At 73.9% G+C, this 15065-nt stretch carries 14 protein-coding genes; 7 read left to right on the forward strand and 7 right to left on the reverse strand.

Translation table 11 applies throughout. The annotated features are described in order from the left end of the window. Positions 1–121: 121 nt before the first annotated feature. The 6 genes from IE170_RS21030 (at position 122) to IE170_RS21055 (ending at position 6704) form a co-directional block, all read left to right on the forward strand. A complete protein-coding gene (locus IE170_RS21030) occupies positions 122–481 on the forward strand; it encodes an ArsR/SmtB family transcription factor (RefSeq protein ID WP_189810981.1) in 360 nt (119 codons plus the stop codon). A 173-nt stretch (positions 482–654) separates the two neighbouring features. Further along, complete coding sequence (locus IE170_RS21035) at positions 655–1242, forward strand: GNAT family N-acetyltransferase (protein ID WP_189810982.1); 588 nt, start codon at positions 655–657, stop codon at positions 1240–1242. 674 nt (positions 1243–1916) lie between these two features. Next, on the forward strand, positions 1917–3380 hold the full coding sequence (locus IE170_RS21040) for a type III PLP-dependent enzyme domain-containing protein (protein ID WP_189810983.1): 1464 nt from the start codon (positions 1917–1919) through the stop codon (positions 3378–3380). 5 nt (positions 3381–3385) lie between these two features. Beyond that, a complete protein-coding gene (locus IE170_RS21045) occupies positions 3386–4705 on the forward strand; it encodes a pyridoxal-phosphate dependent enzyme (RefSeq protein WP_189810984.1) in 1320 nt (439 codons plus the stop codon). Continuing rightward, positions 4705–5928, forward strand: coding sequence for an aminotransferase class V-fold PLP-dependent enzyme (locus tag IE170_RS21050; protein WP_189810985.1), 1224 nt, complete (start codon positions 4705–4707; stop codon positions 5926–5928). Before IE170_RS21045 ends, IE170_RS21050 begins: the two co-directional genes overlap by 1 nt. Positions 5929–5936: 8 nt before the next feature. After that, positions 5937–6704: a class I SAM-dependent methyltransferase gene (locus IE170_RS21055; RefSeq protein WP_189810986.1), complete on the forward strand. Its 768-nt coding sequence runs from the start codon at positions 5937–5939 to the stop codon at positions 6702–6704. A 43-nt stretch (positions 6705–6747) separates the two neighbouring features. Here the strand turns inward: IE170_RS21055 and IE170_RS21060 are convergent, their stop codons facing one another. The 4 genes from IE170_RS21060 to IE170_RS21075 form a co-directional block, all read right to left on the reverse strand. Then, positions 6748–7368: a TOPRIM nucleotidyl transferase/hydrolase domain-containing protein gene (locus tag IE170_RS21060; RefSeq protein ID WP_189810987.1), complete on the reverse strand. Its 621-nt coding sequence runs from the start codon at positions 7366–7368 to the stop codon at positions 6748–6750. Between the two features lie 106 nt (positions 7369–7474). Continuing rightward, on the reverse strand, positions 7475–7999 hold the full coding sequence (locus IE170_RS21065; protein WP_189810988.1) for an O-acetyl-ADP-ribose deacetylase: 525 nt from the start codon (positions 7997–7999) through the stop codon (positions 7475–7477). Continuing rightward, complete coding sequence (locus tag IE170_RS21070) at positions 8000–9418, reverse strand: phytoene desaturase family protein (RefSeq protein ID WP_189811049.1); 1419 nt, start codon at positions 9416–9418, stop codon at positions 8000–8002. 70 nt (positions 9419–9488) lie between these two features. Then, positions 9489–10313 (reverse strand): inositol monophosphatase family protein, encoded by an 825-nt coding sequence (locus tag IE170_RS21075; RefSeq protein WP_189810989.1) that lies wholly within the window; start codon positions 10311–10313, stop codon positions 9489–9491. Positions 10314–10441: 128 nt separating this feature from the next. Here IE170_RS21075 and IE170_RS21080 point away from each other — a divergent pair, with 128 nt between their 5' ends. Beyond that, positions 10442–10882 carry a hypothetical protein gene (locus IE170_RS21080; protein WP_189810990.1) on the forward strand — a complete coding sequence of 147 codons (441 nt, stop codon included), beginning with the start codon at positions 10442–10444 and terminating at the stop codon, positions 10880–10882. A gap of 10 nt (positions 10883–10892) precedes the next feature. Here IE170_RS21080 and IE170_RS21085 read toward each other — a convergent pair whose 3' ends face one another. From IE170_RS21085 to IE170_RS21095, 3 genes are read right to left on the reverse strand one after another with little or no spacing between them, the layout of a single operon-like run. Further along, positions 10893–11879, reverse strand: coding sequence for a serine/threonine-protein kinase (locus IE170_RS21085; protein WP_189810991.1), 987 nt, complete (start codon positions 11877–11879; stop codon positions 10893–10895). A gap of 39 nt (positions 11880–11918) precedes the next feature. Beyond that, positions 11919–14258, reverse strand: a complete 2340-nt coding sequence (locus tag IE170_RS21090; protein ID WP_189810992.1) for a DUF6571 family protein — start codon at positions 14256–14258, stop codon at positions 11919–11921. A gap of 45 nt (positions 14259–14303) precedes the next feature. Beyond that, positions 14304–14741 carry a hypothetical protein gene (locus tag IE170_RS21095; protein WP_189810993.1) on the reverse strand — a complete coding sequence of 146 codons (438 nt, stop codon included), beginning with the start codon at positions 14739–14741 and terminating at the stop codon, positions 14304–14306. Positions 14742–15065: the final 324 nt, after the last annotated feature.

The following is a 15065-nucleotide window of genomic DNA, read 5'->3' on the forward strand; positions in this document are numbered from 1 at the left end:
GACGTCACACTCCGGACCGCGGACCGCGTGCGGCGGCCGGGCACGGCGGATCCGGCGCCCCGGCCGGGCGTCGCCGCGGGCCGGGCGGCACCTCTCCGGCACGGGCCCCTAGGCTGTCCCCATGCCTCCGAGCAATCCCCTGCCACCTGCCGGCACCGCGCACCTGCGGGCGCCGGACGGTGCGCGGCTGGCCGAGGCGGCGGCCGTGTTCGCCCTGCTGTCCGACGCCACGCGCCTGCACCTGCTGTGGCTGCTCGCCCAGGGCGAGTCCGACGTCGGCTCGCTGGCCGAGCAGTGCGCCGCGTCCCGTACGGCCGTCAGCCAGCACCTGGCGAAGCTGCGGCTCGCGCGGCTGGTGGAGGCCCGCAAGGAGGGGCGGTACGTCCACTACCGGCTGACCGACGGCCACCTGCGGCGGCTGGTACTGGAGGCGCTCAGCCACGCCGACCACCGGGTGAGCGGAGAGGCCCCGCACGACTGACACGTGCCGCGGCCGCACCGTGGCCCGTGCCCCCACCGGCGGCCCCCGACGTGTCGGGGCCACCCCGCTGCGGGTAGTCCTCCGGGGTCCGCGCCGGGCCTGCCGGCGGGACGGCCGCGGACGGGCCGGCACGCCTGCGGCCGCGGCGCCCGCACCGCCGGCGGGGAGCGCACATGGCCGATCGGCAGACCCGCGACGCCGGGGGCGGGGACCGCCCGGACCGGCTGTTCCAGATCGTGCACCTGACCAGCCCGGACGGCGTCCCGCCCGGCCTCGCCCGCGAACTGGCGGACTGCTGGGCCGCCGTGGCCAACGCCGGAGGCGCGGTGATCGCGCCGGGCATGCCCATGCCGCCGGTGGCGGCCTCCGCCGTCGCGCCCGAGGTGGAGCGCCTCCTCGGCGGGCTGCACCCGGCGCGGTGCCGGCTGCTCGCCGCCGTACGCGACGGGACGCTCGCGGGATGGCTCGTCCTGCGCCGCGACCCTCACCCGCTGGTCGCCCACTGCGCGGTGGTCAACCACGTCCAGACCCACCCGCGGTTGCGGCGACTCGGCACGGGGACCGCCCTCATGGCGGCCGCGGCCGCCGTGGCGCGCGGCGCGATGGGGGTGGAGCGGCTGCAGCTCAGCGTGCGGTCCGGCTGCGACCTGGAGGGCTTCTACCTGCGGCTGGGCTGGGAGGAGGTCGGCCGCTGGCCGGGGGCGCTGCGCGTGGCCCCGGGCGACGACCGGGACGACGTCCTGATGAGCCTCACCCTGTGACCGCCCGCCGGGCCCTGGGCGCCGGGCCCCGGGCGCCGGGCCGGTGCTGTGACCGGGAAGGCTCACCGGGTCACGTGTGGGGCGACATGCCCTGCCGGATTCCCGGTGGACGGCGGCACGCCCCCGCGTTCCGGCGTCGGGCGCGGGGCTTCCGTACGCCCGGGCCCCGGCGCCGCGGCCGACCCGAGCCGCTGAGCCGGGCAGCGGATCGCCGCGTGCGGGCTGCGCACGCCGCCCGTGATTCTGCATCGCGGCCGAAACCGCGCCGGCATGGCCGGCCGGCATCCGGTCGCCGCTCGGGCAAGGGGGCGCCGGGGCCTTCGCAAGCCGCCCCCCGCCCCCGCACCGCGGCCGAAGAAGCCTCGGCCCGCCGGGCCCGGGCGGCCAGGGCCCGGACCGCGGTCGCCAGACCGGCGGGCCCGGCGGGCGGCACGGGGCGCGGCAGGGCGGCGGGGTCCGCGCGCGGGCCCTCGTACGGCGTCCCCGGCGCCCGCATCGCGGCCGGCACCGCGGGCCGTCGGGGCCCGCCCGCGTCGGGTTCGTTCCGGCCGCACGCCCCCCGTGCTTCCCCACGCCCCCTTTAGCTGCGGCAGTTGTGGAGCGATGATGTGCACAGCCGTGCGAATCGATCACGGAGCGGGCCCGCAGTCGATCGTCTGGGAGGGACGGCCGGAATGAGCGACGCCCCCTTGTACCTGCAACCGAGGCTCACCGCGGGCCCGGCCTCGCTGCTGCGCGCCGGACCGTTCCTGCACGGGCTCGTCGACGGGCTGGGCTCGCCGCTCGCCGTCGTCCTGCCCGAGGAGATCGGGCGCAACGCCGCGCAGTTCGCCGCCGTGCTGCGTCGGCACCGGCTGGGCGGCCGCATCTACTTCGCGCACAAGGCCACCGGCTCCAGTGCGCTCGTCCGGCACCTCGCCGCCACCTCCGCCTGCCTGGACGCCGCCTCGCTCGAGGAGTTGCAGCACGCGCTCGGCGCCGGCTTCGCGGGAGGCCGGCTGATGGCGACCGGCCCCAAGGACCCCGCCTTCCTCTGGCTGGCGGCGCGCACCGGCGCCACCCTGAACGCCGACGGGCCCGGCGAGTTGGAGCAGGCCGCCCGGCTCGTCCGTGCGCAGGGGCTGCCCCGGCTGGACGTCGTGCTGCGGCTGTCCGGGTTCGAGTCGGCCGGGGCGCGGACCCTGTCGAGGCGCAGCCGCTTCGGCACCCCGGCCGGGTCGCTGGGCCCGCTGCTGGACCTGCTGGAGAAGCACCGCGACGCGCTGGAGCCCGTCGGCGTCGGCTACCACCTGGACACCACGAGCACCGACGAGAAGGCCACCGCCCTGGAGGGCTGCATCCGGGCGGTCGACGAGCTGCGCTCGCGCGGGTTCCGGCCCCGCGCGATCGACGTGGGCGGCGGGTACGGCGTCAGCTACCTGGCGCACGCGGCCCAGTGGGAGCGGTACACCACGGCCCTCACCGAGGCGGCGCTGGGCCGCCGCGGCCCGCTGGCCTGGGGCGGGTACGGCTACGGCCTGCGCGCGGAGAACGGCACGCTGAAGGGCGCGCTGGCCCTCTATCCGGCCCACCGTCCGGCGGCCGGGCCCGCCTACCTGGACGAGCTGCTGTCCCGGCCGGCCCCCACCCTGGGCAGGCCGCTGGGCACGCTGCTGCTGGAGAGCCTGTGCGACGTGTACGCCGAACCGGGCCGCGCCCTCGCCGACCAGTGCGGGCTGACCCTCGGCCGGGTGCTGGAGGTCCGCACGGACACCGGCGGGCCGCCGTGGGTGCGGCTCGCGCTCAACGCCGGCGACGTCGGCCTGGAGGACCACGGGGTGCTGGTGGACCCCGTCCTCGTCCCGAGGAAGAGCGAGCCGCCACGCCCCGACGGGCCCGACCCGGTCGGGGTGCACCTGATGGGCAACCTGTGCCTGGAGGCCGACCTGATCACCCGCCGCACCGTCTTCCTGCCGCGCCTGCCGGACCCCGGCGACCTGCTGGCGTTCCCCAACACCGCCGGATACTGCATGGACTTCACGGCCACCCGGGCGCAGCGGCAGCCCTCGGCCCGGAAGGTCGCCGTCAGGGAGGAGGAGGGCGTCTGGCGCTGGTGCCTCGACGAGCAGTACTGGCCGGTCACGGAAGCGGGGGGATGAGGCACATGAGGTACGACAGCATCACGGAGGCCATCGGCAACACGCCGCTGGTGCGGATCGACCCGGACGTGCACGGGCTTCGGAACATCGACCTGTACGCGAAGCTGGAGATGCTCAACCCGTTCGGCTCCCTGAAGGACCGGCCGGCGTGGAACATGGTGCGGGACCGGCTGGCCGGCGCGGCAGCCCGGGGCGAGACGGTCGTCGAGCTGTCCAGCGGCAACACCGCCAAGGCGCTCGCGCTGATCGCGGGGATGCACGGGCTGCCGTTCAAGAGCGTCACCAACCGCATGCGGGTGCCCGAGGTCAAGGACCTGCTGCTGCTGCTCGGGGCGCGGATCGAGGAGCTGCCCGGGCAGAGCGAGTGCCTGGACCCGACCGACACCGCCGATCCGCTGACCCTCTTCCACCAGCAGCTCAGCGTCCCCGGGGGCGCGCACCTCCACACCGACCAGTACTTCAACCCGCTGAACGCGCAGGCGCACGCAGACGGCACCGGCCCGGAGATCATCGCCGATCTGGACGGCCGCGCGCCGGACTGGTTCATCGCCTGCGTCGGCACGGCCGGCTCCTCGACGGGCATCGCCCGGGCCCTGCGCGCCCACGATCCGGCGGTCCGTGTGGTGGGGCTCGTCGGCGCGAAGTCGGACTTCATTCCGGGCATCCGCACCGCCGACGAGGCACAGGAGGTGGGCCTGTTCGACCCGGCGGTCTACGACGCGATCGAGGCGGTGACCTCAGACGAGGCCCTCGACGGCATGCTGGTGCTGCTGCGCCGCTGCGGGATGCTCTCCGGGCCGACCGGCGGGGCCGCGTATTACGGCGCGGTGCGCCATCTGCGGTCGCTGGACCCGGAGCTGACGGAGCGGCGGACCGCTGTCTTCGTGGTGTGCGACCGCACGGAGGGCTACCTCGGGTACGTCCGCCGGCGCCGCCCGGAGCTGCTGGGCCGGCCCCCCGTGCGGAACTCGGTGGACGCCGTCACGGACGCCGAGCTGGCGGCCGCGCGCTCGGTGGAGGTGGCCGAGGCGCGGGCCTGGGTGGAGTCGGGGCGGCCGCTGGTCGTCGACCTGCGCGGGCCGTTCGCGTACGGGGCGCTGCACATCGACGGCTCGGTCAACATCGTGGACGAGCTGTTCGCGGAGCTCGTGCGCGGTGGACTGCCGTTCAGCACGAGCCGGCCGGTGCTGCTGGCCTGCCCGGTCGGCGAGCAGTCCCTGCGGTACGCGGCCCTGCTGACCCGCATGGGGCACCCGGACGTACGCAGCCTCGCCGGCGGGATCGTGGCGTGGCGGGACGCGGGCGCGCCCCTGGTGCGCGACTGATGGCGGGGCCGGATCCCCGCGCGGAGCTGCGGGAGTTGGCGGCGTGGCAGCGGCCGCTGCGCGCCGACTTCCCGATCGTGGCGGCGAACCCGGAGCAGGCGTACCTGGACAGTGCGGCGACCTCGCAGAAGCCTCGGCGGGTCCTGGACGCCGTGCACACCTACCTGACGACCTCGAACGCCAACGCGGGCCGCGGCTCGTACCCGTGGGCGAACGCGACGACGGCGATGGTCGCGGGGGCGGCGGAGCGGGTCCGGGAGTTCCTGGACGACCGGTCGGCGAAGGCGGAAGGGGGTGGGGGGCCGTCGTCGGTGCACTTCACCAGCGGCACCACGGAGGGCCTGCGGACGGTCGCCCGCGACTGGCTGCCGCTGCTGCTGAGCGACGGGGACGAGATCGTCGTCCCGTACGGCGACCACCGGGCCAACCTCGACCCGTGGCTGGAGGCGCGGGACCTGCTGGCCGCGCAGGGAGTGCGGATCACGGTGCGGGAGCTGCCCTGCCAGGCCGGGACCGGCGACTACGACGCTCGGGCGCTGGCCGGACTGGTCGGCCCGCGCACCCGCTTCGTGGCCGTGACACACGTCCACCACGTGTACGGGGCCGACATGAACGTGCACCGCATCCGCGAGGCGGTCGGCCCGGACGTGCCGATCTGCCTGGACGCGGCGCAGAGCGTCGGCCACCAGCCGCTGTCGGTCGCCGACCTGGACGTCGACTTCCTCGTCTTCTCCGGGCACAAGGCGCTGGCCCTGCCGGGGACGGGCGCGGTGTGGGCCCGCGGCGAGCGGGGGCCGGCGTTCCGTCCCGGCGGCTGGGCCGGTACGCCGAACACCGCGGGGATAGCGAGTCTGGCGGCGGCCCTGGACTGGCTGGAGGCGGCCGGGGTGGAGCGGATCGCCCGGTGGACGGCGGCGCTCGCGTCCGTGCTGACCGACGGGCTTTCGCGGATGCCGGCCTACGAGGTGCTGGGCTGCCGCAGCAGCCTGGCCGCCGACACGGAGGTACAGCGGCGGGGCTCCATCGTGACGTTCCGGCATCACGGGATCGGCTCGCAGGACCTGGGGTTCATCCTGTTCAGCCACGGTTTCATGGTGCGCTCGGACGACCACTGCCAGGCGGGGCGTGACCCGCGGGACGGGTCGGTGCGCGTCAGCCTGCACGTCCACAACACACTCGAAGAGATGGAGAAGTTACTCACCGCCCTCGCCAAGCTGCAATGATTTTCACTATGGATTTGAGTGCGGTGACGGCGGCGCGCTGGGTGGAGCGCTGGGAGTGCCAGCAGCAGCGGTACGCGGTGGACCGCGAGGAGCGGTTCACGGTCATCGCCGATGTCGTCGAACAGGCCGCCCGCGGCAGACGTAACCTGCTGCTGCTGGACCTGGGCAGCGGGCCGGGCGCGCTGGCCGCGCGGCTGGCCGAGCGGCTGCCCGGCGCCGAGGTGGTCGCCGTCGACGCCGATCCGCTGCTGCTGGAGCTGGGCCGCGCCCACTACGGGGCCGGTGCCCGGGCGCGGCTGCGGCACGTCCGCTCCCTGATCGGCGAGCCGGGCTGGCTCGACGCGCTCGGCTTGGACCGCCCCGTCGACGCGGCCGTCTCGACGACCGCCCTGCACTATCTCGACCGGGAGACCCTGGGCGGCGTCTACCGCGACCTGGCCGAACGCCTGTCGCCGGGCGGGGTGTTCGTCAACGGCGACCACATCCGCCCCGACTCCCCCGCCATCCGCGACCTCGCGGTCGACCTGGGCCGCCGCCACGCCGAACGGAACCTGGCCTTCACGCACGAGGACTGGCAGTCGTGGTGGAAGGGCGCGGCCGCCGACCCCGAACTGGCCCCCTACCTCACCCTCCACGACACCGCCTGCCACCCGCCGTGCGCGGACGCGGACCTGCCGGTGTCGGCGCACGTCGCGCTCCTCCACGAGGCGGGCTTCCGCGAGGCGGGCACGGTCTGGCAGTACGGCGACAGCCGCGTCCTGGCTGCCGTGCGCTGACCCGGGGCGCCGCCCTTCCACCCAAGCCGGAGGGGTGGCCGCCTCACAGCCGGCTGAACAGGGCTTCCAGCGGAGCCGGGGTCCCGCCGGGTTCGAGGGCTCCGGCCAGGAGGTGGCCGTAACGGATCTTGCGGCCCTTCCTGGTGCCGAGGAAGCGCCGCATCTGGTCCTGCCGGCTCCTGCCCGACTGCGCGGGCTGGCGCGTGAACGTCCGCCACGGCGTGAGGTCGCCCTCGGCCTCGATGATCTCCTCCGTCTTCGGTACGCCCAGCACCCGGATCAGCTCCTCTTCCAGGTCCGCCACACAGACGAAAATCCCGTCGGCGGGTGCGCCGGCGCGCGCGAACGCGCGGTCGTAGTAGGGCCGCTCGCGCGCGTCGCACAGCCCGGTGAGGCGCAGTCCCAGGCCCTGCGGGCCCAGGAGGCCGGCATAGCGCCCGACGTTCATCGCACCGCCCATCGGGACGACGCAGACCCCCTCGGCGTCCAGGGTGCGGCCGAAGCGCGCGGCCAAGGCTTCGAGCGCGGCGAGGTCACTGGGCCCTTCCACCAGCACCGCGGTCCGTACGCCGCCCTCCTCGACGAGCCCCCGCACCGCCCCGTCGGAGCCGTGGCCCTCCGCCCAGCCGGTGACCGCGTCGCGGATGATCCCCGTGTCAGTCATGCGGCCGATTCTGCGGCAGCGCCCGTCGACCGCGGCAGGCATTTTCCGCCCGCCCCCGGGCGCGCGGGCAGGCGGGCTCACGGGGCTCAGGCGCGGCGGGATCCCGTCACCCGGTCTCCGAGGGGCCGGCCTGCTCTGCGAACGCCCGGTACGCCCGCTCGTCGAAGAGGACGAAGCGGGCTTCCTCCACCGATGACGGCGTCTCGCGGACCGTCGTGAGGGCGATGCGGGCGCCGTCGTCCATCGGCCAGCCGTAGATGCCCGTGCTGATGGCGGGGAAGGCGACGGTGCGGGCGCCCAGTTCGTCCGCCACGCGCAGGGATTCGCGGTAGCAGGAGGCGAGGAGGGCGGAGCGGTCCTCGTCGCGGGACCAGACCGGGCCCACGGTGTGGATCACCCAGCGGGCCGGGAGGCGGCCGGCGGTCGTGGCGACCGCCTTGCCCGTCGGCAGGCCCTTGCCGTAGTGGGAGGCGCGCAGGGCGCGGCAGGCCTCCAGGATCTCCGGGCCGCCGCGGCGGTGGATCGCGCCGTCGACTCCGCCGCCGCCGAGCAGGGAGGAGTTCGCGGCGTTGACGACGGCGTCGGCGTGTTCGGTGGTGATGTCCCCCCGGACGAGGGTGATGCGGACCATTCACGGGGCCTTTCGCAGGTGCCGCCACACCGCTTTGGCCGCGTTGTGGCCGGACATGCCGTGGACGCCGGGGCCGGGCGGGGTGGCGGAGGAGCAGAGGAAGACGGCCGGGTGGGGTGTCGTGTACGGGGACAGCGACAGGCGGGGCCGGAGGAGGAGTTGGAGTCCGGAGGCGGCGCCGCAGGCGATGTCCCCCCCGACGTAGTTGGGGTTGCGGGCGGCGAGCTGGGGCGGGCCGGCGGTCGCGCGGGCGAGGACGAGGTCGCGGAAGCCCGGTGCGAAGCGCTCCAGTCGGCGTTCGACGGCGTCGGTGAGGTCGCCGTCCCAGCCTGCGGGGACGTGCCCGTACGCCCAGAAGACGTGCTTGCCCTCGGGCGCGCGGCCGGGGTCGACGAGGCTGGGCTGTGCGGTGATCAGGAACGGGTTGCGGGGGGCGCGGCCGCTGCCGGCGAGTTGCAGGGCGGCGTCGATGTCACGCGTGCGGGGCCCGATCTGGACGGTGCCGGCGCGCCGCGGTGCTTCGGCGGTCCACGGGACGGGTCCGGACAGCGCGTAGTCGATTTTGAAGACGGAGGCGCCGTAGCGGTAGCCGTCGTAGAAGCGGCCGAGGCCGGCGATGCGGGCCAGGGCCGTCGGGGAGGTGTCGAAGACGTACGCGCGGGCCGGCGGCAGGTCGTCGAGGCGTTTGACCTCGAACCCGGTGTGGACGGTCCCGCCCAGGTCGGCCAGGTAGGCGGTGAGGGCGTCCGAGAGGGCTTGGGAGCCGCCGCGCGGCATGGGCCAGCCGACGGTGTGCGCGGCGAGTGCGAAGACGAGGCCGACGGCGCCGGTGGCGAGGCCGTTCAGCGGGGCGATGACGTGGGCGACGAGCCCGGAGAACAGGGCGCGGGCCCGCTCCTCGTGGAAGCGGCGCATCAGCCAGGTGGCGGGCGGCAGCCCGGCGAGCCCGAACCGGGCGAGGGTCACGGGGTCGCGGGGCAGGGCGGTCCCGGGGAGGGACATGAAGTCGCGGACGAGGGTGTCCCACTTGCCGAGGAACGGCTGGACGAGCCGCCGGTACGCGCCGGCGTCACGGGCCCCGAAGGAGGCCGCGGTCTCGGCGACGGAGCGGGACAGCACCGCGGCCGTGCCGTCGTCGAAGGGGTGCGCCATCGGCAGCGGCGCGTGCAGCCACTCCAGCCCGTAACGCCCCAGCGGCATCGCGCCGAACGCCGGGGAGCCGGCGCCCAGCGGGTGGACGGCCGAGCAGGGGTCGTGCCGGAACCCCGGGAGGGTGAGCTCCTCCGTGCGGGCTCCGCCGCCGACCGTGCCGGCGGCTTCGAAGACGGCCACCGAGTGGCCGCGGCGGGCCAGTTCGACCGCGGCCGTGAGCCCGTTGGGCCCCGCCCCCACCACGACCGCATCGAGAATCGACGGCACCATGTGACCCTTTCGTCCGGCGGCGGCTGCGCCCCCAGGATATTCCGACACCCTGTGCGCCCCTGGCGTCTCACACCTCGCGCAGCAGGTCCCGGACGCGGACGGCGGTGGCCTCGTCCCGGCCGACGGCGAACGGCAGCTCGTTGTCCCGGTCGACCCGGAAGGGGACCCCGGCGACGGTGCACTGGGCGCCGCCGGCCTCGTCGACGAGGAGCAGCCCGGCGGCGTGGTCCCAGGCGGAGGGCCAGGTGAAGGCGAGCGCGTCGACCTCGCCGCGGGCCACCTTCAGGTACTCGAGGCCGGCCGAGCCGCAGGGCCGGGCGGCGACGCCGGGCACGTCGAGGCGGGAGAGGATCCGCTTGTCCCGGTCGGTGGTGTACAGCGGGTGGGCGACGGCGACCCGCAGGTCGGTGCCGGGTTCGGGGGACCCGCAGGAGAGGCGTTCACCGCCGAGGTGTGCGCCCTGCCCGCGGACGGCGGTGGCCATCTCGTCGAGTGCGGGGGCGAACGTCCAGGAGGCGAGGATCTCGCCGCGGTGGGCGAGGGCGACGAGGGTGCAGAAGGCGGGGTCGCCGGAGACGAACTGGCGGGTGCCGTCGACGGGGTCGACGATCCAGACGGGGGCGTCGCCGCGCAGTGCCCCGTACACGGTCGGGTCGGCGTGGACGGCTTCCTCGCCGACGACGGCCGAGCCGGGCAGGAGGCGGGTGAGGGAGGCGGTCAGGTGCTCCTCGGCCTTGCGGTCGGCGACGGTGACGAGGTCGTGCGGCCCGCTCTTCTCGTCGACCTCGTGGTCGGCGAGCTGCCGGAACCTCGGCATGATCTCGGCGGCGGCCGCCTTGCGGACGGCTTCCTCGACGGCGGACAGGTCTCGGGCCAGGAACTGTTCGATCATGTCTCCATCACACCACGCCGGGCCGTCGAACCCCACCGGGAATCGGACGCGAGAGTCGGTGTACGTGCCCCGGTGGGGCCGGGCAGGATGGGGTGGTGATCGTGTTCCGCTGTGCGGGGTGCCGGGCCGTGCTGAGCGCCCCGGTGCGCGAGGTCCCGCTGCCGCCCCTGGACGGGGCGCCGCTGCCGTACGAGCTCCCCGACGGCGGGGAGTGCCCGCCTCGGCTGGCGCCGGGCACCTTCGCCCACGACCCCGACCCGTACCACCTGTCGTGGACGCACCCGCCCGCCGGCGCGCCGGCCGCGCAGCCGGGGGCACCGTACGCGGTGCTGGGCCGGGGGGACGTCCGCGGGGTGGCGGAGGTGCCGCGGCGCCGGCAGGGCTGCTGCGGGCCGAGCGGCTCGCAGGGCCCGAACCTGGCGTGCGCGGGGTGCGGGCGGGAGGTCGCGGTGGAAACCGCCGACTGCGGCACCCCGCAGCAGGTGGCGTTCACCCCGGACGCCGTGGTCCTGGACCCCGTCATCCCGGACGCCGTCGTCCCGGCGGTGAATCCGGTGCCGCCGGGATGACGCAGCGGGGTCACTTGTCCAGGGCGCGCGCCGCCTCGTGCTCGGCGGCGGTCGAGGAGTTCTCGGCCGCCGACCGCATGCCCTGCAACGCCGCCTCTGCCAGTCCGCGTTCCGTGCCCCAGATGCGGATCATCTCCACGGGCTGGGCGCGGACGCGGTCCGCCCGCGCGTCCGGGGCGGCGTCCCGGAGGCCGTTCGTCCACGCCGACATGATGCGGGCGGCGCCTGCGTCCCCGGGGGGAGCTCCTGCGGGGGACGCCAGGAGCCCTTCGGCGGCCTGCGTCCGCCAGGTGCGGGACTTTTCACCGTCCAGTCGTCCGGCCGCCGCGGCCGCGACGCCGTTCAGGGCGCCGAGGGCCCGTGCGCTGCGCGCGGCGGGGGCGTCGACGGCGTCTCCGGAAGCGCCGGCCGGGACCGACGCGAGGTCCTGCGCGGCGTGCCGGGCGGCGGACTGCCGGATGCCGGCGTAGGCCTCGGGCTCCTCCGCGACTGCCACGAGGACGTTCAGCAGGTGGAGGTATTCGACAGCCATGTGCACGCCTCGGGCGTCCTGCCAGGGCGGGGCATCGGCCCCGGCCTTGGCGGTGTACTCGGGATCCAGGGAGTGCAGTCGGGCGTAGACGTCGGCGCCGTAGTCCGCCAGGGCCGACGCCAGCGGGCGCCGCAGCTCCGGGTCGAGTCGGACGCGGTGCCCCTTCGCCGGGGCGAGGGCGTAGAGGACCGTCTTCATCGCCTGGGCCTGGGCCACGGTGTGCCGGCCCCGCTCGTCCCCCTTGGTCGCCGCGGTGATCGCGTCGCCGAGTTCGGCACAGGTGGCGGGCCGGTCCGCGCCGGCCGCCGTCACCGCATCGAGCGCCCGCTCGTTCTGCAGCAGTCCGTTGCAGCGTTCACCGGACTCCCGGCCGAACACGAGCCAGCCGCCGATCCCGCCGGCGATCGCCAGGCAGAGGGCCAACAGCACGGCGACCCGGGGGCGGAGTGATCGGCGTGCTGACATCGTTTCGGGCATGGTGTTCCTCGCTCGGGCCGCGATGGCTCAGTTGGTCGTGTCGGTCAGGTACTTCTGAGCGGTGTTGACGCCGCGGTCGTGGCCGTTGAGGATCTGGCTGCTCAGCGACTGCACCGTCTGGCCGCTGAGGTCCGGGCGGTCCTTGGCCCAGTCCTCGACCATGATGGGGACCTGGTTGTTGACGGTGAGGTACTTGTCCGCGATCTTCGCGTTGGCCTCGGTGTCCGCTTCGGCCTTCATCTCGTTGCCCCACTGCCAGGCCCAGGTGTCCACGCCTCGCTGGAGCGAGTCGCCGAAGGCGACGGAGACCCCGCCGGCCGTCGTGAAGTAGAGCGGTGTCACCGCGCCGCCGATGACGTGGTAGGCGACCTTCGCCTTCCAGTCGGCTTCGCTGTACTTGCCCATGCGGTCGTCGTTGACGACGTCTTCCATGACCGAGCTGTACACGCCGAGGACGGTCCCGGACTTGTCCAGGGGGTTGCGCAGGTTGTCGCCCGTCGCGCCCTGGGGAATGCCCTCCATGACGAGGTTGGAGTAGCGGGACTCCGCCTTGTAGAGGGTGGCGTATGCCTCCGGGTCGTCCGAGAGTCCCCGGATGAACTGGACGAGGTCCTTCTGCGAGGCGGACATGTGGGTGGTTCCGCCCTCGGTGAAGTGGCCGTCGCCCGAGGCCCGGATGTACCTGCCGTCCAGTCCGGCCAGGATTTCGTGCGTGTCCGCGGAGTACGAGGCCAGGGAGCGGGCCAGCGGCTCGCGCAGGTTCTCGTGGACCTTCTGGTCCGGGCCGAGCGTGCCGATGACGTCGTGCATGATCCGGGACTGCGCCTCGGTGTGCGGTGTCTGCGGCCAGGGGTCCTGGCCGGGCCCCAGGGGCGTGTGGCCGGTGGTCGCCGCCTCCAGGGCGAGGCCGAGGCCGTTGCGGACGTCGCCGTCGGAGGTGTCCTTGCCGGTCGTCTCGATGTTGCCCCGCCAGTCCATCGTGTTGCCGAAGTCCCAGTCGCGGTCCTTCAGCAGGTACTTCAGGCGGTCCTTGTCACCGTCGGCCTTCGGGTCGAGGTAGCCGGTGGCCGCCTCCGGGTCGCGGCTCATGATGCTGAGGACGCCGTCGACCGGGTCGTTCTTGAACCAGCCGTCCTTCTTGTCGTCGAAGGACCCGTGGAGGTCCCAGATGTCCCTGTCCTTCTTCTCCGCGGCGATCATGTCGTCCGTCAGGTCGCCGAGGAACTGCGGCGAGTACCCGCTGCCCTGCTGCATGAGTGTGGCAAGGGCCTGGTAGCCGCGCACATCCTGGCCGTGCCCGGTGCCGACGGCGATCTTGTCGCCGACGACGTCCAGCTCGTACTTCTCGACGCCGGCCTTCCTCAGGTCGCCCATGAAGTCGTTGTAGAACTTCGCGTCCGATCCCTTGGACCATTCGGTGAAGGCGTCCTGGTAGGCCTTCGTCCCGTACACCAGCTTCTTGCCGTCCGAACCCTTGAACTCGGGTACCGCCGTGGCTCCCGCCAGGGTGCCGGCGAGCCCCTTGTTCAGGTCGCGGTACAGGCCGCGCTGGGACTCGTCGCCGCCGTGCGCCCGGTTGTTCAGGGTGTTGGCCAGCCTGATGGTGCCGCCGGCGCCCATGCCGCCGACGAAGGTCTGGCTGAACGCCTTGTTGTCCGCATTGTCCCGGAAGGAGCGGCCCAGTTCCGCGACCTCCGCAGCGGAGACCTTCTCCCCTCCGTTGAGACGGGTGGCGATGTCCTTGGCGTGCTCGGCCTCGTAGAGCTCGATGTCGCCCTTGGCTCCGGCGTTGAAGCCGTTGAGCTGGTCGTCGCCCTTGCCGCCGACGTCCTTGTTGCTGTCGAGGACGACGGCATCGAGGGCGATCTTGACGCCTTCGTCGGCGTCGGAGACGGCCTTCACACGGTCGTCGATGTGCTTCTGCCACTTGGTCACGGCTTCGCTGACCGTCCGCTGGCCGTCCGGGTCGTTCCGATAGGCGCGCCGCTCGGAATCCGTGAGCCGGGCGTAGTCGAAGGAGACCCGTCCCTCTTCCGAGACGCTCATACCGGCCTCGACGGCCTCCGCCCGCGCGGATTCGAGCTTCTTCTTCAAGTCCACGAACTGGGTGTGGGCGTCGCGCAGGAGGGACCCGACGGCCTTTGCCTGGATCTGCGCGGCGCCGTACTCGTAGCGCGTGCCCGCGAAGTTGGTCTGGGCCACGCCTGCGCTGACGCCGACCCAGTTGGGTCCCATGGTGACCTTCTGGACGGTGTCCTTGTAGCGGTCCTCCACCTTCTTGATCTCTCCGGCCATCGACTCCCACTTGCCTGCGGCCGTCGTCAGTGCCGAGAAGTCCGTGGTCATGATCTCTGCGTACGTCAGCATGTCGCCGTCCCCCGTGTGATGCGTCGGATCGTCATGGTGCCGCGCCTATATGCCGCCGAGCCGCGACTTCGAGATCGGCGCGAACTGCCCGCGGATGCCCAGGTCGTTCTGGGTGAAGAGCCCGGTTGCGCCGCGCAGGGCGTTCTTCTCGTGCGACAGCCGGCCCATGAGCGTCTTCACCTGCTGGTCCCAGGTCGACTGGACCTTCTTCAGACCGGTCGCCGTCTGCCAGCCGTCGAACGTCTTGACCGCGGTTTCGGACGCCTCGTCGGCCCAGTCCGTCGCCTTCTTCGTGTTCGGCTCCAGCTCGGTCTCGATCGTGTTGGCCGCGGCCTTCTTCTCCGCCGGCGTCGAGCCGAAGTCCGCGGGCCCGCCGCCCGGCGTGGGTCCCGAGCGCTCCGGGGCGACCTGGTTCAACCGCATGCCCGTCTGCCGGTCGGAGGCCTGCCCGCGCAGCGCCTCCCATTCACTGTCGAAGCCCATGTTGATTTCCCCCGTTCAGTGGCCCGCCACGGACCACACCTGCCGTAACCGGCGCGTCGGAACGCCCGCGCGGTTCAGCCCGTCTCGATCTGCTCCCGGAAAGTCGCCAGGCGAGGAGGTGTTCACGTCCGCGGGCATTGCGATCCAGAACCTCTCCCCGCGGGGGCCGTGCTGCGTGGTGCCGGACTCCGGGTGGTACGTGTCGCGTGCGAACGGCATCCTCGGCACCCCCGTGTCCGTGATGTGGAGGCTGCTTTCGCGCCTCAGGCCCCCTGCGCGTGACCGGTAACCGGCCACAGAAGTCGATCATACGTGCGGCTTCCG

It is taken from the genome of Streptomyces toxytricini (assembly GCF_014649915.1).
GTDB lineage: Bacteria > Actinomycetota > Actinomycetes > Streptomycetales > Streptomycetaceae > Streptomyces > Streptomyces toxytricini.

What these genes read in the sequence shown, in the direction of transcription:
- IE170_RS21045 (WP_189810984.1), top strand. Translation starts at nt 3,386, where the DNA reads ATGAGGTACGACAGCATCACGGAGGCCATCGGCAACACGCCGCTGGTG.
- IE170_RS21075 (WP_189810989.1), bottom strand. Translation starts at nt 10,313, where the DNA reads ATGATCGAACAGTTCCTGGCCCGAGACCTGTCCGCCGTCGAGGAAGCC.
- IE170_RS21040 (WP_189810983.1), top strand. Translation starts at nt 1,917, where the DNA reads ATGAGCGACGCCCCCTTGTACCTGCAACCGAGGCTCACCGCGGGCCCG.
- IE170_RS21055 (WP_189810986.1), top strand. Translation starts at nt 5,937, where the DNA reads ATGGATTTGAGTGCGGTGACGGCGGCGCGCTGGGTGGAGCGCTGGGAG.
- IE170_RS21090 (WP_189810992.1), bottom strand. Translation starts at nt 14,258, where the DNA reads ATGCTGACGTACGCAGAGATCATGACCACGGACTTCTCGGCACTGACG.
- IE170_RS21085 (WP_189810991.1), bottom strand. Translation starts at nt 11,879, where the DNA reads ATGTCAGCACGCCGATCACTCCGCCCCCGGGTCGCCGTGCTGTTGGCC.
- IE170_RS21035 (WP_189810982.1), top strand. Translation starts at nt 655, where the DNA reads ATGGCCGATCGGCAGACCCGCGACGCCGGGGGCGGGGACCGCCCGGAC.
- IE170_RS21030 (WP_189810981.1), top strand. Translation starts at nt 122, where the DNA reads ATGCCTCCGAGCAATCCCCTGCCACCTGCCGGCACCGCGCACCTGCGG.
- IE170_RS21060 (WP_189810987.1), bottom strand. Translation starts at nt 7,368, where the DNA reads ATGACTGACACGGGGATCATCCGCGACGCGGTCACCGGCTGGGCGGAG.
- IE170_RS21050 (WP_189810985.1), top strand. Translation starts at nt 4,705, where the DNA reads ATGGCGGGGCCGGATCCCCGCGCGGAGCTGCGGGAGTTGGCGGCGTGG.
- IE170_RS21065 (WP_189810988.1), bottom strand. Translation starts at nt 7,999, where the DNA reads ATGGTCCGCATCACCCTCGTCCGGGGGGACATCACCACCGAACACGCC.
- IE170_RS21095 (WP_189810993.1), bottom strand. Translation starts at nt 14,741, where the DNA reads ATGGGCTTCGACAGTGAATGGGAGGCGCTGCGCGGGCAGGCCTCCGAC.